This is a genomic window from Nocardia sp. NPDC004568 (genome assembly GCF_040609955.1).
Classification (GTDB): domain Bacteria; phylum Actinomycetota; class Actinomycetes; order Mycobacteriales; family Mycobacteriaceae; genus Nocardia.
On the sequence record NZ_JBEXLL010000002.1, the window covers coordinates 120,401 to 144,545 of the forward strand.

A 24,145-nucleotide genomic window follows, 5' to 3' on the forward strand; every position below is an offset into this window, starting at 1 on the left:
TGCAGGTAGAACCGGGAAGGCTGGATCAGCCCCCGATAACTCCTTGATAACCCGCGGCATCGAGCAGTTCGGCGACACTCGAGTCCAGCGTGGACGCGTCGCCCACCTCGAGTTCGAACAACCACCCGGCACCGTAGGGATCGGTATTCAGCGTTTCCGGCTGGGCCTCCAATTCCTGGTTCACCGCAACGACTTTCGCGCTCAGTGGAGCGTAGATATCGGAAACGCTCTTGGTCGATTCGACCTCGGCGATGCTGTCGCCGGCGGCAACATCGGCGCCGGCCTCCGGCAACTGCACGAACACGACGTCACCGAGTTGCGACTGGGCGTAATCGGTGATCCCGACCCGGACACGGGTGGGCTCGATCCGACGCACCCATTCATGTTCCGCGGTGTAACGCAGATCCTCCGGAGCCCGGTTCACGTGATGTCCTCTCCTCGTGTCGTCGTGCACGATGCCCGCAACTCTATGCGAGCCCGCCGCCCTCCGCCGCGCCGGTATCCCCGCCATGTGTGGCACGGCCCCCGGCGGGCGCCGGCGGAATCCGGCGCGCGACGGCGACGGCGCGGCCCAGGTAGAGCAGACCGGTCCAGACATAGACGGCCGTACCCCAGATCAGTAGTGCCCCACCGAACGCCGCGCCGAAACCAGCGCCGAACCAGTCCATCTGCCCGGCCAGCAACCACGGCAGCGCCGACATGAGCGCGAAGGTGGCCGCCTTGCCCAGATAGATGACCTCGGGCGGGTCCAGATCACGCCTGCGATAGATCGTGAGGGTCAGGGTCAGTACCGCGTCGCGGCCGATCAGCAGGGCGGCCACCCACCAGGGGATCAGCCCGCGGACGACGAAGGCGACCAGCGTGGTCACCAGGTACAGCCGGTCGACGAAGGGGTCGAGCAGGGCTCCCAGCCGTGAGGACTGGTCCAGCAGCCGGGCGAGTTTGCCGTCGAGGAAATCGGTGAGACCGCTCAGGACCAGCAGGACGAACGCCCAGCCGTCGGCGTGTTCCACCAGGAGCAACCACAGGAACAGCGGCACACCGATCAACCGCAGCACACTGAGGACGTTGGGGACGGTGAGCAGCCGGTCGGACAGGACCGCCGCGAGCGCACCGCCGGGATCCCGGTCCGCGGTCTCGGATCCGCCGGTTCCCGAATCGCTCATCACATGGGTGTGCATACCGCATGGGGCCCACCCGCGCCAGCACACCCCGCCGCGTCATTCGATGAATGAATGAGTATGGAAACATCTCATCATCGATTCGGGTGAGAGGAAGATCATGCCAGAGTTCGACTACGACGTCGTGGTCATCGGATCGGGGTTCGGCGGAAGCGTGAGCGCCCTGCGACTCACCGAGAAGGGCTACCGGGTCGGCGTGCTCGAGGCCGGGCGGCGCTGGGACGCCGAGACGCTGCCGCGCAGCAACTGGAACCTCCGCAAATCCCTCTGGGCGCCGAAACTCGGCTGGACCGGACCGCAGCGGATCAGCCTGCTCGGCACCTGCGCGGTGTTCTCCGGAGTCGGCGTGGGCGGCGGCTCGCTCATCTACGGCAACACACTCTACGAACCGCTCACCGACTTCTTCACCGACCGGCAGTGGGCGCACATCACCGACTGGCAGGCCGAACTCGCGCCCTACTACGACCAGGCGCGCCGCATGCTCGGCGTGACGACCAACCCCCGGACGACCCCGGCCGACGAGGTCATCCGCGAGGTCGCCACGGATATGGGGGTGGGCGAGACTTTCCACCCCACCGACGTCGGCGTGTTCTTCAACGAGGACGACCCCGGCACCGAGGTCGACGATCCCTACTTCGGCGGCGCGGGCCCGCGCCGCCGCGGCTGTGTGCACTGCGCCCGCTGCCTGACCGGCTGCCCGCACAACGCCAAGAACACGACCACCACCAACTATCTGTTCCTGGCCGAACAGGCCGGCGCCACCGTGCACCCGCTCACCGCCGCCACCGCGGTGCGGCCGCTGCCCGAGGGCGGCTACGCCGTGGATACCGCCCGGCCCGACCGCTGGGTCCGCAAGCGCAAACGGACCTTCACCGCCGAGCAGGTGGTGTTCGCGGGTGCGGCGCTGGGCACCCAGCAACTGCTGCACCGGATGCGGGACCGGGGCGTCCTGCCCCGACTCTCCCCGCGGCTGGGTGAACTCACCCGGAGCAATTCCGAGGCCATCCTGGCCGTGGTGAGCCGCTCCCGCCGGGACTTCGCCGCGGGAGTCGCCATCACCTCCTCCATCCATCCCGAGGCGAACACCCACATCGAGGTGTGCCATTACGGCAAGGGGCAGAACGCGCTGTTCCCGCTCTCGGCGCCGGTGGTCGACGGCGGGGCATTCCGATTTGTGCGCTTCCTGTTGGCCGCGGTCCGGCATCCGGTGGTGTTCCTGCGCAGTTTCGACGCCCGGCACGCCTCGGAGCGCTCGGTGATCCTGCTGGTCATGCAGTCGCTGGACAATTCGCTGACCTCGTTCCTGCGGCGCGGCGGATTGACGACGAAACAGGGAACGGGTGAGCCGAACCCGACCTGGATCCCACTGGCGCACGAGGTCGGGCGGCGGTTCGCGGCCAAGATCGACGGGGACACCCATGGGCTCTACACCGACGTCCTCGATATCCCGGCGACCGCGCACTACATCGGCGGCTGTGTGATCGGTGACCGGCCCGAGACGGGCGTGGTGGACCCCTACCAGCGGGTCTACGGGCATCCGGGCCTGCACATCGCCGACGGGTCCGCGGTCACCGCCAACCTCGGGGTGAATCCGTCGCTGACGATCACCGCGCAGGCCGAACGCGCGATGGCGTTCTGGCCGAACAAGAACCAGGAGGACACCCGGCCCGGGCTGGGCACCCCGTATCAGCGGATCGCCCCCGTGGCGCCGGCGCGGCCGGCGGTTCCCGCCGCGGCGCCCGGGGCTCTGCACCTGCCCCTCACGCCGCCACGGGCGAGCTGAGCGGCACCGGACCGCGAACCCGCGCGAGCACCTGGTATCCGGGCGTACCGCCGGGTCGGTACCGTTACCGCGTGTCGACCGGTCGTATCCCGCTGCGCTCCTACACTCCCGCCGAGGACGTCCTCGCCCGCGGCCGGGCCGTCCGCGACCGGGTACCGCACACGGCCAGGGACCGTGCCGTACGCACAGACCGACGGCCGTCGGTGGTGGAATTCGTCGAGGCGTCCAATTCCGGCCGGATCGAGGAGCTGATCCCGCTGCGCGTCGGCCGGATGATCGCCTCCCCGTTCGCGTTCTATCGTGGCGCCGCCGGGCTGATGGCCACCGATCTGGCGGGCAGCCCCGACACCGGCTTCACCGCCCAGCTCTGCGGGGACGCACACGCCGGAAACTTCGGCCTCTACGGCACCTCGCGCGGCGAGATCGTCATGGATATCAATGATTTCGACGACACCGTGCCGGGTCCGTGGGAATGGGACCTGGAGCGGCTGGCGGCAAGCCTGGTCCTGGCGGGACGGGTCGGTGGCGCGGGTGAGGAGGAATGCCGGACCGCCGCCGCGGACGCCGCGCGCAGCTATCGCCGCGTCGCCGGCGTCCTCGCCGAACGGCCGTTCCTCACCACCTGGTCCGCGCTCGCCGACGAATCCGTCCTCGACCGGGTCGAGGCCGAGGATCTCCTGGACAACTTCAAGAAGGCGGCCAAGAAGGCCCGGAAGAACAACAGCGACAAGGTCGTGCGGAAGTGGACCCATATCGACGACCACGAAACCGGAATCGACAGTCACCGTTTCGTCGCCGATCCCCCGCTCCTCACCACGGTCACCCAGGAAGTCGAGGACGCGGCCGTCGACGCCCTGGAGCGGTACGGGACGACGCTGCGGGAGTCACGGCAGGGACTGCTGGCCCGGTTCGCGGTGGCCGATATCGCGTTCCGCGTCGTCGGCACCGGCAGTGTCGGCCTGCACAGTTATGTCGCACTGCTGCACGGCAATTCGGGTGAGGTCCTGGTGCTGCAGCTCAAACAGGCAGCGCCCTCGTCGCTGGCGCGCGTACTCGGCATCGCCGCCCCGAAGCACGAGGGCAAGCGAATCGTGCAGGGCGCCAGGCTGGTTCAGACCGAGACCGATATCCTCCTCGGTTGGACCACCATGTCCGTGCCCACCCCCGACGGGATCCGCGAGCTGCCGTTCATCGTCCGTCAGTTCCGCAATCTCAAGGGCGGGATCGCTCCCGAGGAACTCGAACCGCACGACCTCGACGACTACGGGCGGCTGGCCGGAGCGCTGCTCGCCCGCGCCCACGCCCGCTCCCTGGACCCCCGCCTGATCAGCGGTTATCTCGGCGACAAAGAGGAATTCGACGTGGCGATCGCCGCGTTCGCGGTGCGGTACGCCGACCGCGCCGAGGCCGATCACGCCGAACTCGTCGCGGCGGTTCGCGCCGGTGAACTTCCCGCGCAGGAGCCGGACCGGTAGTTTCGAAGGGGTGCGCCGGGCAGTCGGCGCCGCCACAGCCTCGGCTCGGACTCCATTGCCTCGGCTCGGACGCGAAGGGCGGTCACCATGCTCGTGCAGGTACAGAACAGCACCGACAGCGTTGCCGAACGGGCCCTGGTCGATTGGCTCAGCGGCTGGGACGGCGCGGGCAGCCCGCAGGGGGTCGCGACGGTGAACTGCGGCCTCGTCCACCAGGGGGAGGTCTACCGGTTCGACGCCATCGTGTGGACGCCCACCAGCTGTGTGGTCATCGACGTCGCGGGACTGCGTTCACCGCACGGAGGCACCCTGCGGGTCCCACTGACGGGCGACTGGACCCTCAACGGTGTGCGCGCCGAACTCGAGACGAGCGACAACCGTTCACCGCTGGACCGTTCCCGCGAGCACACCTTCGCCCTGCAGACCTGGCTGGCCGCCCGCGGGCTGGGACAGCGCGCGGTACACGGTGTCGCACTGATCGTGCCCCTGCAGAACGCGCCCGTGCAGATCGAGCAGAAAGTGCACGACCCGAGTTTCGACGTGATCCTCGGTGACGACGGGAACGCGCTGCGGCACTACTTCGGCGTGCTCGCCGAACGGGAATCGCACCGCTGGACCGCCAACGATGTGGCGGTGTCCTTCCGCGGGATGGGGATGCTGCCGTACCTCCCGGCACCCCAGCGTCTGCTCGAAGAGGGATTCCTCGGCCCCATCGATGTCACCCTGTGGCACGGCGGACCGGCGCAGGCGGAGGCCGAACAGTACGCCGAGGATCTCGCCGAATGGGAACGCGCGGCCGGGGCGCGACGGTTCCGCTCCCCCTGGTACAGCCCGTGGCGGCTGTACCCGCGCGAGGTCGGTGATATCGATTTCGGCCGCGCCGTCATGCGCGCGGGCTTCGCGCTCGGCATGTTCATCGCCATCGCCTGGATGCTGTGGTTCGTGATCACCGCCTTCCTCACCTACGGCCCGGGGTGAGACATCTCCCGTCCGGTGCGAGCCGGACGGCGGGGAGTACGTCGTACCTCCTCCTCGGCTCCGGTCGTGCCGGCCCGGGTCCCCCGCGGTCGGTCCGGCCCGGCACCGCACCGGCCTCCTCGGGCTTGCGTCACGGGCGCGCTGCTCCGCCTACCGCTTCACCGCCGCGCACCGGCGCACCCCAGGTCTTCGCGACCACCGTGCGTCGACTGCGCAGCGGCGTCGGTCGGGCATGCCCGTTAGGGTCGGACCGTGAGCACAGCATCCGGCGCGCCGGATCCGTCCGGGGCGGACCGGTTTCCCGACCGTAACCGCCGCCCGGATACGCGCCATCCGGAGACATCGGAAACTCCCGGCGCACCCCCACCCGAGTACGCCGCATCCGTGGATCCGGCGGTGCGCCGGACAGCGGGCATCCCCGGCCACACCGCGAACCCCCGCGTCACCGCGGCGACCGCGGCGGTCGGCGCCACCGTCGCCGCCACCCTCCCGCTGTCGTTCCCACCCGGCGGCGGACCCACCACATTCGATCTCGCGGTGGACGAGCGGGTCGATCCGCGACTGGACCCGCGCCCCTGGATCGCCGAAGTGCTCACCCTGGCGACCAATACCGGGGTGGTCCTCGCGATCCTGTGTGCCGGCGCGGCGTGGTTCGCCTGGCAGCGCAGATGGTGGGAGACCGCCACCATGGTGCTGGTGCCCGAGGCCGCCGTCGCGATCAACGCCTGGGTGTTGAAACCGCTCTGGTCGCGCCCCCTGCACGACTATCTCGCCTACCCCAGTGGCCACACCGTGCATCTGGTCGCGGTGGTGACCACGCTGGTGCTGTTGCTGCGCTCGATTCGCGCCCGGGTGGTGATCATCGCGCTCACGACCGCGGCCTGGTGCGGGGCCGCCGTCGGCATGCTCGCCCTCGACTACCATCTCGCCACCGACGTACTCGGCGGCGCGGCGGCCGGTATCGCGCTGGCCATCGGCCTCTACTGGGTGGCGGTCCACCTCGCCCGCGTCCCGCGGGCCCGTTCCGGGTGACCGGCCCGGGCCCGCGGCCCGCTACTGCCGCTCGTACACGCTCGCGTCGTCCAACATCGTGGCGCCCAACATGGACTCCGGTACACCCAGACCCTCGACGAGGGTGAGCGCGTCCGGGCGGAGCCGGTCGACGAGTTCGTTCACTCCGCGCCGGATCGCCTTGGCCCGTTCCACCGAGATGAACCGGTGCATGATGAACCAGGCCGAGTTCTCCTCGAGGATCGAGTACACGTACAGATCGCAGACGGTCTCGGCCAGCCGGCGGGGCTCCTCCTCCTCGATATCGGCGATGCCCTCGATGAAGGCCTCCAGGACGAGCCGGTCGATATGGGCGGCGCCCGCGGCGAGGATATGGTCCTGGGCGTTGTTGAACGCCTCGAACGGTTCGGTCTCCTCGGCGCGCGCACGCAACCGGTGCGCGGCCGTACGGGTCAGATAGTCCTCACGATCGGCGAACAGGGCCAGCTGGGTATCGCGGCGGCCGAGATCGCCCTCGTCGACGGTTTCGCCACCGCGGTCGCGCAGGTTCTGGATGAGCTGACGCACTCCCGACCGTTTGCGCACCACGTCGCCGGCCATGGTCGCGGCGAACCGGACCCAGCCCAGCGCGTCCAGATCACGGATCTCGTCGGCGTAGGAGGTCAGGATCTCCTTGGCGACGAGCTGGGTGAGCACCACATTGTCGCCTTCGAAGGTGGTGAACACATCGGTATCGGCCTTCAGGGTCACCAGCCGGTTCTCCGTCAGGTACCCGGCGCCGCCGCACGCTTCGCGGCATTCCTGGATGGCGCGGGTGGCGTGGCGGGTCTGCGCCACCTTCAGGCCGGCGGCCCGCTTCTCCAGCGCCCGCTGCGCCCCCGGCGCCAGATCCTGACCGGTCTGCACCAGATGCATCCGGCGCACCAGGTCGTTCTGCGCGAACGCCAGCGCGTAGGAATGCGCGAGCAGCGGCAGCAGCCGGCGCTGATGCATCCGGTAGTCCAGCAGCAGGGTCTCGTTACCGTTGTCCGGATCGCCGAACTGGCGGCGCTTCAGCGCGTAGCGCAGCGCGATGCTCAGCGCGACCCGGGCACCGGCCGCCGCGGCACCGCCGACGCTGACCCGGCCGCGGACCAGCGTGCCGAGCGTGGTGAAGAAGCGGCGGCTGGGGTTGTCGATCTCGGAGTGGTAGGTGCCGTCCGGATCCACATCGGCATAACGGTTGAGCAGGTTCTCCCGTGGGATCCGCACCTGGTCGAAGACGATGCGGCCGTTGTCCACACCGGGCAGCCCGCCCTTGCGCCCGCAATCGGAGGTGGTGACACCGGGCAGATCGTTGCCCTGCTCGTCCCGGATCGGGACCAGCAGGCAGTGCACCCCGTGCTCACCCGACGGGGTGCGCAGCTGCGCGAAAACGGCAGCCATCCGCGCGTGCTCGGCGGCGCCGCCGATGTAGTCCTTGCGCGCCGAGGGGGTCGGCGTGTGGATCACGAATTCCTCGGTGGCCGGGTCGTAGGTCGCGGTCGTCTCCAGATTCGCGACATCGCTGCCGTGCCCGGATTCGGTCATCGCGAAACAGCCGAGCAGATCCAGCGAGATCAACCGCCGGATGTGCTCGCGGTGCCGTTCGGTGCCCAGGTTCTCCACCGCGCCCCCGAACAGCCCCCACTGGACTCCGGACTTCACCCACAGCGACAGGTCGGCGTAGGCGAGCATCTCCAACCCGACGACGGCCGCGCCGGGTTCCCCGGTGCCCCCGTTCTCCCGCCGGAAACTCCGCTCGGCGTAATCGAGTTTCGCCAGCGACCGCATCTGCTCCAGCACCCGGGCCCGGGCCTCGGGCAGATCCAGGTCGGGATCGCCGCTGTACTCCGGTCCCGCGAGCTGAGTGCGGGCCTGTTCCCGGACCTCGCCCCACGGCCCGTCCAGTGCCTCACGTAAACGTTGCGCTGTCGAAGTGCTGCCGGTGCTCATACTTCCGACCCTAGCCGGGTTGCGGTGGGGGCCGGGTCGATGGACACGCGGCGGTGTAACGCGGAACACCCACCGTGTAACGCCCCCGGAACCGGGTATGGCGCTCGGGAAGACGGCCCAGCTCAGCGGGGTGATCGGACCGTTTTCTCCATTCGTTGTGTCAAATAAACCGGTACGTAACAAACGTCACATTTCCGGGACCCTGTTTGTGGTGGAAAAGAGGCCCCTCCGGCCACTACCTTCGCGGCTATGGCTGCGCAAGGAATTCTGGAAGGAGCGACCTTTCCGCCCCCGATCTCCCCGGACCCCACCGGGTATGCCGACTCTCGGCGTAACCCCCTGCGCCTGCCCGTCCTCACCGGCGCCATCAGCAAGCTGGTCGCCGATCGCCCCGCCACCGCCGACACGATCGTGTCCGCGCCGGCACCACTGCAGCCCATCGATCTCTCCGATGACGCCGCGGTCGCCGAGGTGCTGGATCTCGCGGTGCGGATGGGTGAGGTCGTGCTGGCTTCGGGTTCGGCCGTCACCGATACCGAGACCACGGTGCGCTTCATCGCCGCCACGTACGGTCTGTCGGCCTGTGATGTCGAGGTCACCTACAACTCCATCCGTATCTACGCGCATCGCGGCGCGCGGCTGCCCTCGGCGAGCTCGATGCGCGTCGTGCAGTACCGCTCGCTCGACTTCACCCGGCTGGCCGCGGTGGACCGGCTCACCCGCCGCATCCGCCGCGATGTCGTGCCGCCCGACGAAGCGCGCCGGGCCCTGGACGCCATTACCACGGCACCCCACCCGTACAAGCGGTGGACGGCCACCTTCGGCTGGTCGCTCATGGCCGCCGCGATCTCGCTGCTGCTCGGCGGCGGGTTCCTGGTCGCGGCGCTCAGCTTCGTCACCACGGCGGTGATCGACCGGACCAACCGCGCGCTCAACCGGCACGGCCTGCCCTTCTTCTTCCAGCATCTGGTGGGCGGTGCCATCGCCGCCGTCCCGGCGGTGGTGCTCGCCGCCTTCGCCGGACCGCTGGGGATCTCGGTCAGTCCGACCCTGATCATCGCGGCCGGGATCACCGTGCTCCTCAGTGGGCTGAGCCTGGTGGGCTCGGTCCAGGACGCGATCACCGGGGCGCCGATCACGGCGGCCGCGCGCATGCTCGAACTGCTGATGATGACCGGCGGAATCATCGCCGGCATCGCCCTGACCCTGCGCGTCGGCGAAATGTTCGATGCCACGGTGCCCTTGGACCTCAGCCCCGGCCACGGACTGACCAATCTGCCGGTACAGGTGGTGGCCGGTGCCGCCGCGGCAGCGGCCTTCGCCCTGGCCTGCTATGCCGAACGGCGCGCGCTGGCAGCCGCCGCGGGCAGCGGCGCGATGGGCACCATCTGCTACCTGCTGGTGATCACCGCCGGTTTCGGGCCGGTGGTCGCCGCGGGTGCGGCCGCCATCGTGATCGGTCTCGTCGGTGGTCTGCTGGCCCGCCGCGCACTCACCCCGCCGCTGGTCGTGGCACTCGCCGGGATCACTCCACTGCTGCCCGGCCTGAGCATCTACCGGGGCCTGTACGGCCTGCTCAACGACGAATTGGCGCGCGGCGCGAACCAGCTGCTGGCCGCCTTCGGTATCGGTTGCGCGCTGGCCGGCGGCGTCACGCTCGGTGAGTGGTTCGACCGGACGGTGAACCGCCCGACGGTCCTGCGCAAGTTCGGCACGCTGCGTCGTCCGGTCGTCAAGCGCATGCGGCGGCCCGCGGTGAACCTCGGCAAACGCCGCCCGACCGTGAACCTCGGCAAACGCCGGCCCACCGTGAATCTCGGCAAGCTAAGCGGCACGGTGCCGGGCCGCCATCCGGTGCGCGTCCCCGTGCAGCACTCGGTTCCCACCACCGAGGCCTCGCGGGACCTGTCCCTCAGCCTGCCGGCGGCCGGGCAGTTGCCCCAGGTGCCCAAACTCGCCGAACGCGGTGCCTCCCCGGTCCCCGATTTCGATCGTGGGGTCTGGAGCCACGATCTGGATCCGGCACCGCTGGCCGCGCCCGTGGCACTACCCGAGGCCACACCCGCGGCCCTGCCCGCCGACATGCTGGAAATGCCGGCCCTGGCGGCCGATCCGGTGGGACTGTCCGCCGAGCCGCTGAGCGTCATCGAGGATCTCTCGCCCACCGTGGCGATGCCGATCCTCGTTCCCGACGACCCGGCGGGGGCCGGGGCGGGCGATCCGGTGGGCGTCGGCGCGGCGGACGCGCGGCTCGCGCCGACCGAACCGCTGCCCGCCGCGCTGCGCCCCGACGGCCGCTGACGGAGAAACCCTGATCCGGCACCGGAGCCGGTATCGTCGGGGTGTCGACCGCCCGGTCACGCGGTGCGCCCAGCACATCGCGTGACCGGCGCAATCGGGCGAGGTGCCCGGACCGTATTCGCAGGAAGGTTCACTCGATGCCGGACGCCCCCGAAACCGCCGAACCGGCCGTGCACTCGTTCTCCACCCGGATCCGGGAGGCCACCGCCCGCGAACACGAGGACGCGGAGAACTCGACCTTCATCACCGAGATGCTGGACGGGTCGCTGGGAATCGAGTCGTACCGTCGCTATACCGGTCAGCTCTGGTTCATCTACCGCGCCCTGGAGGCGCATGCCGACGCGCTCGCCACCGACCCGGTGGCCGGCCCGTTCATCAAACCGGAGCTGGCCCGCACCGCCGAGCTGGAGCGGGATCTCGCCCATCTCGCCGGGCCGGACTGGCGCGCGGACCTCACGCCACTGCCCGCCACGGCCGCCTACGCGGCGCGCATCGAGGAATGCGCCCGGACCTGGCCGGGGGGCTATATCGCCCACCACTACACCCGCTACCTCGGTGATCTGTCCGGCGGCCAGGTGATCCGCGGCAACGCCGAGAAACTCTGGGACCTACCCCATCGGGGTGATGGGGTGCGGTTCTACGTATTCGAGGGGATCGGCAATCCCGCGGCGTTCAAACGCGAGTACCGGACGCTGCTCGACCGGATCGGCGTGGACGAACTAGAACAGCGCCGCATCCTCGACGAGGGCAAACGCGCCTTCGTCCTCAACCGCGCGGTGTTCACCGAACTGGCCGCCGAATTCCCGGCCCGGCGCCCCTCCTGATCGTCGACCGGCCGACCTGGTCGTCTGATACATTCCGGCCCGTAGCCACCGTGAGCGAAGGGTGAACCGTGTCCGAAACCTCTGCCGCCGACCCGGTACCGGCCGACGAGTACCCCGTGATCGTCGTCGGGGCCGGGCTGGCCGGTCTCGTCGCCACCTATGAGCTGACCAGGGCCGGACACCGGGTGCTCGTACTCGATCAGGAGAACCGCAACAATCTGGGCGGCCAGGCGTTCTGGTCGTTGGGCGGCTTGTTCTTCGTGGACAGCCCGGAGCAGCGGCGCCTCGGTATCAAGGACTCCTACGAGCTGGCGCTGCAGGACTGGCTGGGTTCGGCCGGGTTCGACCGCGACGACGAGGACCATTGGGCCAGGCAGTGGGCCGAGGCCTACGTCCGGTTCGCCGCCACCGAGAAGCGCGACTATCTCTACGAGCTCGGTCTGCGGGTGACTCCGCTGGTCGGCTGGGCCGAACGCGGCGGCGCCCTCGCCGACGGGCACGGTAACTCGGTGCCGCGTTTCCACATCTCCTGGGGTACCGGGCCGGGTGTCCTCGAGGTGTTCCTGAATCCCGTGCTGGAAGCCGAGCGCAAGGGTCTGGTGCGCTTCGCGTTCCGCCACCGGGTGGACGAACTGCTCGTCCAGGAGGGCGCGGTCACCGGAGTGCGCGGCAGCGTGCTCGAACCCACCGAACTCGCCCGCGGTGTCGCGTCCGCGCGCACGGTGGTGGGCGATTTCGAGTTCCACGCCCAGGCCGTACTGGTCACCTCCGGCGGCATCGGCCACAATCACGACCTCATCCGGCAGAACTGGCCGACGGACCGGCTCGGCCCCGCACCGCGCACCATGATCTCGGGGGTGCCCGCCCATGTGGACGGGCGGATGCTCGGCATCTCCGAATCGGCCGGCGCCGCCCTGGTGAACCGGGACCGCATGTGGCACTACACCGAGGGCGTCAACAACTGGGACCCGATCTGGCCCGATCACGCCATCCGGATCATTCCCGGCCCGTCGTCACTGTGGTTCGACGCGAACGGTCGACGGCTGCCGGCGCCGTGTTTCCCGGGGTTCGATACGAATTCGACCATGAAGGCGATCCTGGCGACCGGCTACGACTATTCGTGGTTCGTGCTGACCCAGTCCATCATCGAGAAGGAATTCGCGCTCTCGGGATCCGAGCAGAACCCGGATATCACCGGCAAGGACCGGCTGACCACGGTCCGCAGCCGCTTCACCAAGGGCGCTCCGCAGCCGGTGGAGGCGTTCAAGGAGCACGGTGTCGACTTCGTGGTGGCCGATACGCTGCGCGAACTCGTCGACGGGATGAACGGGCTCGCGCGCGGCCCGCAACTGGACTACGCCGCGATGGAACGGCAGATCGTGGCCCGCGATCGCGAGATCACGAACAAGTTCAGCAAGGACGCCCAGGTGACCGCGATCCGCAACGCGCGCACCTTCTTCGGCGACCGCACCGCCCGGGTCGCCAAACCGCATCGGATTCTCGATCCGGCCGCCGGCCCGCTCATCGCTGTCCGGCTCAATATCCTGACCCGCAAAACCCTCGGCGGGCTGCAGACCGATCTGCACTCGCGGGTGATGCGCCCCGACGGCACCCCACTGCCGGGCCTCTACGCCGCCGGTGAGGTCGCCGGATTCGGCGGCGGCGGCGTACACGGTTACAACGCCCTGGAAGGTACCTTCCTGGGCGGCTGCATCTTCTCCGGCCGGACCGCCGGGCGCGCACTCGCCACTGTGCTGGACCGCGCCTGAACAGACGGTCCGGCCGACCACGGCCGGACCGGTCTAGTCCTGCGAGAGCAGCCGGCCCGCCTCGGCGGCCAGCGCCGACAGCTGCCGGGCCTGCCGCGCGGTATCGATGGCCGGGCGGCCGGAACCGATCCGGGTGGCCAGCGACAGCGCCGCCACCGTGACCCCGCGGCGGCGTACCGGCACACCCACACAGCCGATCCCGGTGACCGCTTCCTCGTTGTCGACGGCGACACCCTGCCGGCTGCGGATCCGCGCCAGCTCCCGGTGCAGTTCCAGCCGATCGCCGATGGTGCGCGGGGTCAGCCGGGGAAGTTGCTCGCGCAGCGAGGTTTCCACCACTCCGGGATCCAGGCCGGCCAGCAGCGCCTTACCGAGGGCGGTGCTGTGCGCCGGCAATCGACCGCCGACCCGGGTCGGCACGGCCGCGCTCTGCCGGCCGCCGGTCTTGTCCAGATAGACGACGTCGCGGCCGTCGAGCACGCCCAGATGCCCGACCGACAGAGTGCGCTGGCACAACTCGTGCAGCAGCGGGCCGATCACCGCCCGGAGTTCGTTGTGGCCCGCGGCCAGGCCACCCAGCTCCAGGGTGCGCAGACCCAGCCGGTAACCACCCGGATAGTGCGCCAGCCAGCGCAACCGGATCATCTGGTCCAGAATGCGATGGACCGTGGACCGCGGCAACCCGGTACGTTCCACCAGATCCTGCAGCGTGAGCACGGGCGTCGCCGGCTCGAAAGCGTCCAGGATCAATGTCATCCGCTCGATCATCGACACCGGTGGCGTGGGCCGGGCCGGGGATTGCGCACCCCGCCACGACCCGCCCGGCTCCGGGTCGGCCAGCACCTCGACCGTCAAGACTTACCTCCATCGTGCAGCCCGGCCAGCATATGCGCAGCGAACCGCACGGTACCGACGATGCCCTTTTCCGTACCTGTGCAAACCATCACAGGCCACTCAGCTCGGCAGGAAGGGCGCGTTGAAAACACTGCACAGCCACCGTCCCTCCACCAGTTCCATCACCGTGGACACCGACAGGTCACGGGTCGTCTCCGCCTCGCCCGGAACCTGGTCGAGAACGGTGATCTGTACCTGGACGTCGGCGCGAGTATCCCCGTCGCCCATGGTCGCACTACAGCGGGTGTCCCCCGCCCGTGACCGCTCCGGGTCCGCGGAGATCAGGACCCGGGCCATCGGCAGCACGGTCGCGGCCTGACTCTTCCACGGTCCGGTGGCACCGGCCTGCACCTTCTGCTCCCAGCCCGCCGGATCGTCGTAGTCGTAGCCGGCGACGAGCGCGGTGTACTCACAGGCCGCCTGTTCGGCGGCGGTTTTCGCATCGGTGGGCGGCGGCGCGGCGGACTCACCGTCCCCACCGCGCACGAGGCCGGTGAGCCAGGCAGTCGCACCGAGCACCGCGACCACGACGACGGCCGCGAGCACCGCCGGCAGTCGGCGGGTGCGACGCGGCCCGGCCCGCGCTACCGGAGCGGGCGGCGCCGGAACCGGCGCGGCGAGCGCGGCCCCCGGCACGGTCACCGCGGGTTCGGTGAGCGCGCGACGCGCGGCCAGCGCCAATTCACCACAGCCGGAGAACCGTTCGTCCCGGTTCTTGGCCATCGCGCGGGCGATCACGCCGTCGAATCCCGACGGCAGCCGTGGGTTCACCGCCGAGGGCCGCGGTACCGGCGCGTTGAGATGGGCGTTGACGAGTGCCCCGGTGGTCGCGGCCGGATAAGGCAGGCGTCCGGTCAGCAGGTAGTAGAGGGTGCAGCCGAGTGAGTACACATCGGCGCGCCGGTCGATATCGGGGCGCATCTCGAACTGTTCGGGCGCGGCGTAGTGGAAACTCGCGTACAACTCTCCGGTCCGGGTCAGGCCGTCGGTTCGGTCCAGCGCCTTGGCGATACCGAAATCGGACAGGTACACCTGCTGCTGTTCGCCCCAGGCCAGCAGGATGTTCGCGGGTTTCACGTCCCGATGCAGGACACCCGCCGCGTGGGCGTGATCCAGTGCGCGCGCGGTCTCCTCGGTGATCCGCACGGCGTGATCGGGCCGCACCGGCCCGCGCCGCAGTACCGCCGCCACATCCGTGCCTTCGATGTACTGGATCGCCATCCACAACCGGCCCTGTTCCTCGCCGCGGGCGTACACGGCGACGATATTGGGATGGGACAGTCGCGCCGCGGTATCGGCCTCGCGCAGGAACCGGGCGCGGATGTCGCGGTCGTCACCGGCGATCGGGGTCAGCAACTTCAAGGCCACGGGCCGCGGCAGGTCACGGTCGCGGGCGAGATAGACCTCGCCCATTCCACCGGCGCCCAGCAGGCGGTCTATCCGGTACCCGGCGAAGAGCCGACCCGGTTCCAGGCCGCCCTTCACGCGCTGCGCGGACCGGGCCACCCGTGGGCCTGCGGTCCGGGCGCGGGACCCATCCGGCCGACGGTGGCCGGCGCCGAGGGCGCGGCGGCCGTGGGCTGCTGGATGTTGCGCTCGCGCCGGAACTCGTCGATATCCATCCAGCGCACCTGCTGGACGAGCTCTTCGAGTCGGTCACAGAAGTCCACCAGCACTATGTGATCGGTGGACACCACCGTCTGAAAACTCTGCTGCGTCAGTGGTGTCGTCGGCATGGTCGTCCTCCCGCGGCCCGACCCCGGACCGCCCCGCGTGCGTACTGACCCCGTCCGGAATCCTGGGACGAACGGGATGCGGCCGACGGGAAGAAGCCGCACTCCCCGACCGCCGATATCCGGCAGCCTACGCGGCCGGGGCGGCGTCGAGCAGCCCGGTCGCGCGCCCGGTCCGGCGGCCCCGGCAGCGACCCGGCCGTACCTGTGACGATAACGTGTTCTCATGAGCGAACACGAGGCCGGGAACATCCTCCCCGATGCCGAGCATCACGAGGGCGGATTCCGGCCGATGTCGGAGTTGATGGAGGCGGTCCGCACTGTCGACACCAGTCGCGGCGGCCCGCACTACGGCGACTTCGTGGAACAGGTGCGTACGCTCATGGACCGGGCCCGGCTGGCGGTGCCGCCGGACGAACTGGTGCAGGAAGCGGCCGGCATCCTGGAGAAACTGAACGACCGGCTGGGCGCCTATGTCGGCGAGGAATGGGACGCGCCCGGCTGGACCCGGTTCGATCTGCCTTCCCGCGGAAACGTGACCCTGCCGCCGTATCGGGTCGATCGGGTGAACCGCGACGGTGTCCAGGCCCGGATCACCTATCGCACCTTCCACCTCGGCGGTAACGCCGCCGTCCACGGTGGGTACATCTCGCTGGGCTTCGACGATCTGATGGGGCTGGCCGGATCGGCGCACTCCGGGTCGGTGACCCGGACGGCATCGCTCACCGTGGACTACCGGTCGATCACACCGTTGAACAAGGAACTGGCGCTGCACGCCTGGGCCGAACGCCAAGAGGGCCGCAAGGTCTGGATCAAGGCCACCCTGCACGACGGGGACCGGCTCTGCGCCGAGGCCCACGGCCTGTTCATCGTCTTGAAGCCCGGTCAGCCCTGATCCCGGACCGGCCGGACACCGCCGTGGAAGACCGGTGGCGGCCGGCCGGAGGACACGGCGGACAGGCGGGCGGCGGCTTCGATTTCCCGTGGCGCCGCCCGCCGTAACCGCTCAGGCCCGGTCGTCTCCCGGGTAGTGCACGTCGAGGTAGGGCGCGAACGCGGCGTCCACTTGCTCCGGCGTCAACCCGAAATCGTCCAGCGAGTACTTGTGGACCGGCCGCGCCGCACCGGAGGTGGATTCGCCGTGCAGAGCGGTCATCTCCGTCCGGGCCGCGTCGGTGAACTCGATGCCGAACTGCGTGTAGATCTTCTCGACCGTGCCGATCGGGTCGGTCACGAAATCCTCGTAGTACACATCGCAGAACTGCGCCGCCGGATATTTCTTCCGGTCTTCGAGGAAGGTTGTCGCGCCGCGCGACCACAGGTCCAGCTGCGCGGCCCCCAGCACGGGTCCGCGGAACTTCTCCGACCAGCCCGCCGTCGCCTGTTCGTTCAGGCTGCACACCGAGGCGACGATGGTGCGCGGCACCCGGTGCATCTGGATCACCAGGGCATCCGGATAGACGGTGAGCAATGCGTCGAGGGCGAACAGATGGCTCGGATTCTTCAGCACCCACCGCCGATCGGGGTCGTTGAGGCCGATCAGTTGCAGATTCCGGCGATGCCTGGCGTAGGCCGGTGTCCAGTCCTGCTCGCGCAGCCATTCGGAGTAGCGGGGCAGGTAGCCCAGACACTCGTAGGAGACCGACATCGCCGACTGCCGTAGCAACTGCCAGCACTCCTCCACCTGATCGGCGGAGATGTGGTGCACGCCCATGAATTCGGGATGCTCCACATGATGTTTCTCGTAGCCGGCCTGCAGGCGCGCGAACACCGGATTCTGCTCCCAGGTCTCCCGGGGCGGGCGGGGTTGCGGCATCTCGGTCAGCCACATCTCCAGGCCCTGGTGGCGGGGGTCGGCCGTGAGCAGGCGGTGCACCGCCGTGGTGCCCGAGCGCGGTAGCCCGGTCACGAAGATCGGTCGTTCGATCGCGAGCTCGGCGTGCTGAGGGTACTGCTTCCACCCGGCTTCACTCAGGGCCCGGGCGATCAGGGCGCCGCGCACCATCGCGCGGTTGACCTTGTTGCCGAACGGGGTGAGTTCGGCGTCGCGTGCATAGGACTCCAGCAGCACCGACAGGCCGGTGCGGTAGTCGTCGTCGCCGAAATCGTCGAGCCCGACCACCTTGGTGGCGGAGGCGTGCAGATCGTCGATGGTCCCGACGTCATCCCTGCCGATCATCTTCTCTTACTCCTCAGTGGTGGAATTCGCCGCAGTTCACGTCGAGACAGGTGCCGGTGATCGCCCGCGACATCGCGGAGGCGAAGAAGACGACCGCGTCGGCGATCTCGTCGGGTTCGGGTAGCCGGCGCAGGTCGATATCGGCGGCGGTCTCGGTGTAGATATCGTCCGCGCTCACCCCGCGTTGCTGGGCCAGATAGTCGAAGTACCACTTCAGCGTGTCGGCCCAGATCCAGCCCGGCGCCACGGAATTGACCCGGATTCCGCGCGGTCCAAGTTCGGTGGCCAGGCTCTGCGCGAGTGCCAGCAGCGTGGTCTTGGCCATCTTGTACGGGCCGTAGGGCTGCCGGGAGTGCCGCAGTACCGCCGAATTGATCATCACCACCGAGCCCTCACTCTCGGCGAGAGCGGGGGCGAACAGGCGGGTCAACCGTAGCGCGGCGAAGACATTGGTCTCCAGGTTCGCCCGCAGGTCGTCGAAGGCCACCTCGGCGAGATCGACCATCGGCGGCATGGCGAAAGCATTGTTCACCAGCGCGTCGACCCGGCCGAACTCCGCCCGCGTGACATCGACGAGGTTCTGTGCGGCGGCATCGTCGGTGATATCGGTGGGCACCACCAGCGCGCGCCGGCCGAGTTCCTCGACCTGGGCCGCGACCTTGCGCAACCGCTTCTCGGTGCGCGATACCAGCACCACATCGGCACCGGCTTTCGCGCTCTGCAACGCGATCGACTGCCCCAGCCCCGGGCCGATCCCGGAGACGACGACGACCTTGTCCTGCAACAGCATCAGCCGAGCATCCTCTCCGCCACCGCGGCCTGCCGGCCGGCGATCCGGGCCTTCCAGTCCTCCGGGGAGATGCGCGATTCCTTGTAATAGGGCAGCCGGTCGGGCAGTTCGTCGAAGGACACCAGTTCCACGGTCGGCCCGTCCTCCGGCGTCATCTCACGGGACAACCGCTGCCAGCGGAATTGCAGATAGGCGCGATCGTGGCCGGTGCGCTCGATCCAGTTGATCAGGCCCGGATCGCGTTCGCTGATCACCAGCCGGATCATCCCGTCGGGATCGGCATTGGCCTGGTCGGCATTGAGGCTGGTCTGGTGGTTGATGTAGTCCAGCGAGAGATACCACATACTGCCGAGCTGGAAGCCCTGGTAGGGGGCGTCGGACTTCGGCACCGTCAAGATCATCACCTGGTCGTCGGTGAGCTCGTAGTGACCGACCGAGGAGAATTGGGTGGACAGGCCGCCCGGGGTGCGCCGCGGTTCGGTCATCGTATTGACCGGCAGGTTCAGATAGAACCATTCGGGGAAGGCCAGGAAGGTCTTCAGCCGGGACACCAGCATCTTGCCCGCGACCTCGTAACGCTTCGCCATGAGGTCGGAGGTGATCGCGGGCGGGGCGGAGCCCACGGTGTCGACCCGGGCGATACGGACGGTGCCGGCCTTCTCGTTCGCCCAGTCGCCGTAGACCTCGCGGACCGCGAGCATGGTGGAATCCGCGGCGAGCTGGATGTGGTTGCGGCCGCCCGGGCCGGGGCCCAGGGTCAGTTCGTAGCTGCCGTCGGCGGCGATATCGATGGATCGGTCGTCGAAGGCGGTCTCGCCGCCGGGGACCTCGGTCGGCGAGTAGTTGCCGTTGAGTACCTGGAAGCTCAGGTCGCGGGTGGTGCCGCGGGTGCCGGTGACCACGTACTCGGCGTCGGGCCGCAGGTTGGCGTGCCAGTAGAGCGTGTCCGGGTTGTCCAGGCCCATCTTGGTGTAGGGCCCGGTGGACTGGACGAAGAAGGGGAAGTCCCGTTCGAAGGCCCACGACATCTGGATGGCGGCGCGGATGCTGCCCGCGAGGTAGTCGTAGCCCTCGGCGAGATCCTGTGCGGTGCGGATATGCGGGGCACTCTTGATGATTTCCTCGGCGGCGGCGATCGATTCCGCGAACGGCTGGGTCAGCACGATACTCCCGGTGTTCCATATATGTACCGCCCTGGTACATTGTGATACCGAGAAGATTAGAACCTGTTCTAGGAGTGGTCAATGACGGCAGAGGTTTCGGAGGTGCGGGAGGTCGGGCGCCGGTCGGCTCCCACCCAGCGCGTGGTCCAGGTGATCGACTATGTCGTCGCCCGGCGCGGCCGCCGGACCGGACTCTCCGAAATGGCCCGCGGCCTGGGCCTGGCCAAGCCCACCTGCCTGGGCATCCTCACCGAGCTCACCGCGGCCGGCTACCTCACCCGGGATCCGCGCACCCGCGAATACGGCCCGGGCCCGGCCCTGATCGCCGCCGGCCGGGTGGCCCAGGAGAGTTTCTCCATCGCCGCGCTCGCCCATCCCGAACTGGAACGACTGAGCGCGGCCTACGGCACCACCTGCACCGCCTCCGCGGTCGTCGGCGAACGGATCAGCGTCCTGGACAGCGCCGGTCCGGCAATGGTCCAGGTCGGGGCCACCTATCGGTTCGCCCCGCCGGTCGGGCTCATGTACGTGCTCTGGGACACCGAGGCCGCCTTCGACGCCTGGCGCGGCACCGCGCCCACCGTCCCGCTACACCAGGACGAGGCCCTGCTCCGCCATATCGTGGCCGAATGCCGCGAGCGCGGCTATCTGGTCGAGAGCATGACCGGCGCGGGCCGCCGGTTGTATTCACTGCTCGCCGGAGTGGCCGGGCAGGATCTGCCCGAGGAGCTGCGCACCGCGGTCGCCGAGCTGGTCAGCACCCTCGGCGAACGGGTCTATCTGGGCTCCGACCTGCGGCCGCGCAAAGAACACCCGGTGAGCCTGCTCGCCGCGCCGACCTACGACGCGGACGGCCGCCAGCAACTGGTGCTCACCATGTACGTCGGAAAACCGATCACCGGCGCGGAGATCGCCCGCCGGGGCGCCGCGCTCGTGGCCGCCGCCGACGCGGTCACCGCCGCGGCGGGCGGGCGGCATCCGGCAAACCGTTGACCGCGCATAGAAACGTGTTCTAGTTTTTAGGCGTGAGCCAGCACACGAAGTCGGCGGCGAGTACCTACGAGCTCTCGCATCAGGCCGCACTCGAGGCCGAATCGGTCCATATCCTCCGGGAGGTGGCCGCCACCTTCGAACGTCCCGTCCTGCTGTTCTCCGGCGGCAAGGATTCGGTGGTGATGCTGCATCTGGCCACCAAGGCGTTCTGGCCGGCCCCGGTCCCCTTCCCGATCCTGCACATCGATACCGGGCACAATTTCGACGAGGTGATCGACTATCGCGACGCCGCTGTCGCGAAGTACGGATTACGCCTGCTCGTCGGCCGGGTCCAGGACGATATCGACGCCGGACGGGTCACCGAGGACACCGGTCCCCGCGCCAGTCGCAACCGGTTGCAGACCGCCACCCTGCTGCGCACCCTGCGCGAAGGCCGGTTCGACGCGGTCTTCGGGGGCGCCCGGCGGGACGAGGAGAAGGCGCGCGCCAAGGAACGGGTCTTCAGTTTCCGCGACGAGTACGGCCAGTGGGACCCACGCCGGCAGCGCCCCGAACTGTGGAACCTCTACAACGGCAAACACCGTCCCGGCGAACACATCCGGGTGTTCCCGCTGTCCAACTGGACCGAACTCGATATCTGGACCTATATCGCGAGCGAAGGTATCGACCTGCCGTCGCTGTACTACGCGCACCGCCGCCCGGTCGTCCAGCGCGACGGCATGCTGCTGGCGCACACCAGGTTCTTGCCCCTGCTCGACGGCGAGGAACCCCAGGAGGCGCTGGTGCGCTTCCGCACCGTGGGCGATGCCACCTGCACCGGCTGCGTGGAATCGACCGCCGCCACCCCCGCCGAGGTCGTCGAGGAAGTGGCGACCGCGCGGGTCACCGAACGAGGCGCGACCCGCGCCGACGACCGGATCTCCGAGGCCGGGATGGAAGACCGTAAACGAGAGGGCTACTTCTGATGAGCACCCTGCTGCGCCTGGCCACCGCGGGCAGCGTCGACGACGGTAAGTCCACGCTGATCGGACGGCTCCTCTTCGACTCCAAGACCCTGTTCACCGACCAGCTCGACGCGGTGGAACGCACCAGCCGGGAGCGTGGCCAGGACTACCCCGATCTCGCGCTGCTCACCGACGGGCTGCGCGCCGAACGCGAACAGGGCATCACCATCGATGTCGCCCACCGTTATTTCGCGACCCCGCGGCGCAAATTCATCATCGCCGACACCCCGGGGCATGTGCAGTACACCCGCAATATGGTCACCGGCGCCTCCACCGCCGACCTCGCGCTCATCCTGGTCGACGCCCGGCACGGGGTGGTCGAACAGACCCGGCGGCACGCCTTCCTGGCCTCGCTGCTGGGCGTCCCGCACCTGGTGCTGTGTGTGAACAAGATGGACCTGGTGGACTACTCGGCCCAGCGGTTCGCCGAGATCCGGGAGGAATTCGCCGGGTTCGCCTCCCGCTTGCAGATCGCGGACCTGACCTTCATCCCGATGTCGGCGCTGCACGGCGACAATATCGTGCACCGCAGCGCCACCATGGACTGGTACGAGGGCACTCCGCTGCTACACCACCTGGAAGAAGTGCATATCGCCTCGGACCGCAACCTCATCGACGCGCGCCTGCCGGTGCAGTATGTGATCCGCAGCCACACACCGGATTTCCGCGGTTACGCGGGCACCGTCGCCAGCGGCGTCTGGTCGGCCGGTGACGAGATCACCGTGCTGCCCTCGGGTCTCACGACCACCGTGACCGGGATCTGGGGTCCGGGCGGGGTTCCGCTCGAGCAGGCATTCCCCCCGCAGGCGGTCACGGTCGCCCTCGCCGATCAGCTCGATATCGGTCGCGGCGATATGCTCTGCCGCCCCGCCAACCGCCCGCAGGTCGGCCGCGATCTGGACACCATGGTGTGCTGGTTCAGCGACGAAGCCCAGCTGCGCCCCGGCGCGTCCTATACCGTCCGCCACACCACCCGCAGTGTGCCCGCGCAGATCCGCTCGCTGGACTACCGGCTCGACGTGAACACGCTGCACCGGGACGAGAACGCGACCGCGCTGTCGCTCAACGAGATCGGCCGGGTGCAGTTGCGCACCCGGCAGCCGCTGCAGTTCGACCCCTACCGCCGCAATCGCACTACCGGCAGTTTCCTCCTGGTCGACGACACCACCGGCGATACCGTGGGCGCCGGGATGATCACCGGGCCGAGCCTGCCCTCCTCCCGGGTGGTGTGGCATGCGAGCGCGGTGGAGCGGTCCGAGCGCGCCACCCGGGGGCTGACCGTCTGGCTCACGGGGCTGTCGGGGTCCGGGAAATCCTCGGTGGCCGTGGAGCTCGAGCGCCGCCTGGTGGCCGCGGGGCGGCCGGCGTTCCTGCTCGACGGCGACAACCTGCGCCACGGCCTCAACGCGGATCTGGGTTTCAGCGCGGCCGATCGCACCGAGAACATCCGCCGGGTGGGCGAGGTCGCCCGGCTGTTCGCCGAATCCGGGACCGTCGCCATCGTCTCGCTCATCAGCCCTTACCGAGCAGACCGCGACCGGGCACGGGATACCCACGCCACCGCGGGAATCCCCTTCGTCGAGATTTTCGTGGACACCCCGCTGGAGGTGTGTGAGGCCCGTGACCCCAAGGGCCTCTACGCGAAAGCCCGGGCCGGGGAGGTTCGTGGTTTCACCGGTATCGACGATCCCTACGAGGCGCCGACCGCACCGGCGCTGGTGCTGCGCCCGGAGGACGGCGACCCGGCCGCGATGGCCGCCGCGATCCTGGCGCTGCTCGCCCGGGAGGAGAGTGCCTGACCCGCACCGCATGAGGACCGGCGCGCCGTAGGCGCAGGCGATCGCGCCGGTACTAACCCGCGACGCCCAGAGCTCGATTCAGGACGCAGCGCGGACCGAGGTGACTTCGCGATCTGTTTCGAAATGCATCGACTCGTACAACGGTCCGGCCGCGGTGGCGAGCAAGGTCGCCAGACGGTCCGGATGAGCCGCCGGCGCCGTGCCCATGAGACCGCGTTGCCTTGTGACCGTTGCTCGGGAACCGTCGCAACCCGGTAGACACCGACGATCTCGCCGTCATGTTGCCGGTGGTCG

At 69.2% G+C, this 24,145-nt stretch carries 20 protein-coding genes; 11 read left to right on the forward strand and 9 right to left on the reverse strand.

Annotated features, from left to right (window positions below):
* Window positions 1–25: 25 nt before the first annotated feature.
* Window positions 26–424 carry a glycine cleavage system protein GcvH gene (gene gcvH / locus ABZV91_RS01525; protein ID WP_355233799.1) on the reverse strand — a complete coding sequence of 133 codons (399 nt, stop codon included), beginning with the start codon at window positions 422–424 and terminating at the stop codon, window positions 26–28.
* Between the two features lie 43 nt (window positions 425–467).
* Window positions 468–1,169 (reverse strand): CDP-alcohol phosphatidyltransferase family protein, encoded by a 702-nt coding sequence (locus tag ABZV91_RS01530; protein WP_355233801.1) that lies wholly within the window; start codon window positions 1,167–1,169, stop codon window positions 468–470.
* 112 nt (window positions 1,170–1,281) lie between these two features.
* Between ABZV91_RS01530 and ABZV91_RS01535 the strand changes: the two genes are divergently transcribed.
* The 4 genes from ABZV91_RS01535 (at window position 1,282) to ABZV91_RS01550 (ending at window position 6,449) form a co-directional block, all read left to right on the forward strand.
* Window positions 1,282–2,964 (forward strand): GMC family oxidoreductase, encoded by a 1,683-nt coding sequence (locus tag ABZV91_RS01535; RefSeq protein WP_355233803.1) that lies wholly within the window; start codon window positions 1,282–1,284, stop codon window positions 2,962–2,964.
* Between the two features lie 71 nt (window positions 2,965–3,035).
* Window positions 3,036–4,439: a DUF2252 domain-containing protein gene (locus ABZV91_RS01540; RefSeq protein WP_355233805.1), complete on the forward strand. Its 1,404-nt coding sequence runs from the start codon at window positions 3,036–3,038 to the stop codon at window positions 4,437–4,439.
* Between the two features lie 87 nt (window positions 4,440–4,526).
* A complete protein-coding gene (locus ABZV91_RS01545) occupies window positions 4,527–5,417 on the forward strand; it encodes an NERD domain-containing protein (protein WP_355233807.1) in 891 nt (296 codons plus the stop codon).
* A 252-nt stretch (window positions 5,418–5,669) separates the two neighbouring features.
* The gene (locus tag ABZV91_RS01550) at window positions 5,670–6,449 is read left to right on the forward strand and encodes a phosphatase PAP2 family protein (protein ID WP_355233809.1); all 780 of its coding nucleotides are present in this window, start codon (window positions 5,670–5,672) and stop codon (window positions 6,447–6,449) included.
* A gap of 21 nt (window positions 6,450–6,470) precedes the next feature.
* On the opposite strand, the gene ABZV91_RS01555 is transcribed toward ABZV91_RS01550, so the two are convergent.
* Window positions 6,471–8,402 carry an acyl-CoA dehydrogenase gene (locus ABZV91_RS01555; RefSeq protein ID WP_355233811.1) on the reverse strand — a complete coding sequence of 644 codons (1,932 nt, stop codon included), beginning with the start codon at window positions 8,400–8,402 and terminating at the stop codon, window positions 6,471–6,473.
* 249 nt (window positions 8,403–8,651) lie between these two features.
* Between ABZV91_RS01555 and ABZV91_RS01560 the strand changes: the two genes are divergently transcribed.
* The 3 genes from ABZV91_RS01560 (at window position 8,652) to ABZV91_RS01570 (ending at window position 13,296) form a co-directional block, all read left to right on the forward strand.
* Complete coding sequence (locus ABZV91_RS01560) at window positions 8,652–10,703, forward strand: threonine/serine exporter family protein (RefSeq protein ID WP_355233813.1); 2,052 nt, start codon at window positions 8,652–8,654, stop codon at window positions 10,701–10,703.
* Window positions 10,704–10,840: 137 nt separating this feature from the next.
* Window positions 10,841–11,527 carry a biliverdin-producing heme oxygenase gene (locus ABZV91_RS01565; protein ID WP_355233815.1) on the forward strand — a complete coding sequence of 229 codons (687 nt, stop codon included), beginning with the start codon at window positions 10,841–10,843 and terminating at the stop codon, window positions 11,525–11,527.
* A 68-nt stretch (window positions 11,528–11,595) separates the two neighbouring features.
* Complete coding sequence (locus tag ABZV91_RS01570; RefSeq protein ID WP_355233817.1) at window positions 11,596–13,296, forward strand: FAD-binding dehydrogenase; 1,701 nt, start codon at window positions 11,596–11,598, stop codon at window positions 13,294–13,296.
* Between the two features lie 33 nt (window positions 13,297–13,329).
* Here the strand turns inward: ABZV91_RS01570 and ABZV91_RS01575 are convergent, their stop codons facing one another.
* The 3 genes from ABZV91_RS01575 to ABZV91_RS01585 all read right to left on the reverse strand — a co-directional run bounded on the left by ABZV91_RS01575 (window position 13,330) and on the right by ABZV91_RS01585 (window position 15,926).
* Complete coding sequence (locus ABZV91_RS01575; protein ID WP_355233819.1) at window positions 13,330–14,151, reverse strand: IclR family transcriptional regulator; 822 nt, start codon at window positions 14,149–14,151, stop codon at window positions 13,330–13,332.
* 99 nt (window positions 14,152–14,250) lie between these two features.
* Complete coding sequence (locus ABZV91_RS01580; RefSeq protein WP_355233821.1) at window positions 14,251–15,696, reverse strand: serine/threonine-protein kinase; 1,446 nt, start codon at window positions 15,694–15,696, stop codon at window positions 14,251–14,253.
* A complete protein-coding gene (locus tag ABZV91_RS01585) occupies window positions 15,672–15,926 on the reverse strand; it encodes a hypothetical protein (RefSeq protein WP_355233823.1) in 255 nt (84 codons plus the stop codon). The genes ABZV91_RS01580 and ABZV91_RS01585 overlap by 25 nt, the downstream gene beginning before the upstream one ends.
* Window positions 15,927–16,149: 223 nt before the next feature.
* Here ABZV91_RS01585 and ABZV91_RS01590 point away from each other — a divergent pair, with 223 nt between their 5' ends.
* Window positions 16,150–16,818, forward strand: a complete 669-nt coding sequence (locus tag ABZV91_RS01590; protein WP_355233825.1) for a PaaI family thioesterase — start codon at window positions 16,150–16,152, stop codon at window positions 16,816–16,818.
* A gap of 111 nt (window positions 16,819–16,929) precedes the next feature.
* On the opposite strand, the gene ABZV91_RS01595 is transcribed toward ABZV91_RS01590, so the two are convergent.
* From ABZV91_RS01595 to ABZV91_RS01605, 3 genes are read right to left on the reverse strand one after another with little or no spacing between them, the layout of a single operon-like run.
* The gene (locus tag ABZV91_RS01595; RefSeq protein WP_355233827.1) at window positions 16,930–18,102 is read right to left on the reverse strand and encodes a sulfotransferase; all 1,173 of its coding nucleotides are present in this window, start codon (window positions 18,100–18,102) and stop codon (window positions 16,930–16,932) included.
* A 13-nt stretch (window positions 18,103–18,115) separates the two neighbouring features.
* A complete protein-coding gene (locus ABZV91_RS01600; RefSeq protein ID WP_355233829.1) occupies window positions 18,116–18,892 on the reverse strand; it encodes an SDR family oxidoreductase in 777 nt (258 codons plus the stop codon).
* On the reverse strand, window positions 18,892–20,055 hold the full coding sequence (locus tag ABZV91_RS01605; protein WP_355233831.1) for a hypothetical protein: 1,164 nt from the start codon (window positions 20,053–20,055) through the stop codon (window positions 18,892–18,894). The genes ABZV91_RS01600 and ABZV91_RS01605 overlap by 1 nt, the downstream gene beginning before the upstream one ends.
* Window positions 20,056–20,136: 81 nt before the next feature.
* On the opposite strand from ABZV91_RS01605, the gene ABZV91_RS01610 reads away from it, so the two are divergent.
* From ABZV91_RS01610 to cysC, 3 genes are read left to right on the forward strand one after another with little or no spacing between them, the layout of a single operon-like run.
* Window positions 20,137–21,048, forward strand: coding sequence for a helix-turn-helix domain-containing protein (locus tag ABZV91_RS01610; RefSeq protein ID WP_355233833.1), 912 nt, complete (start codon window positions 20,137–20,139; stop codon window positions 21,046–21,048).
* 32 nt (window positions 21,049–21,080) lie between these two features.
* Window positions 21,081–22,013 (forward strand): sulfate adenylyltransferase subunit CysD, encoded by a 933-nt coding sequence (gene cysD, locus ABZV91_RS01615; protein ID WP_355233835.1) that lies wholly within the window; start codon window positions 21,081–21,083, stop codon window positions 22,011–22,013.
* Window positions 22,013–23,851, forward strand: coding sequence for an adenylyl-sulfate kinase (cysC, locus tag ABZV91_RS01620; protein WP_355233837.1), 1,839 nt, complete (start codon window positions 22,013–22,015; stop codon window positions 23,849–23,851). The genes cysD and cysC overlap by 1 nt, the downstream gene beginning before the upstream one ends.
* Window positions 23,852–24,145: the final 294 nt, after the last annotated feature.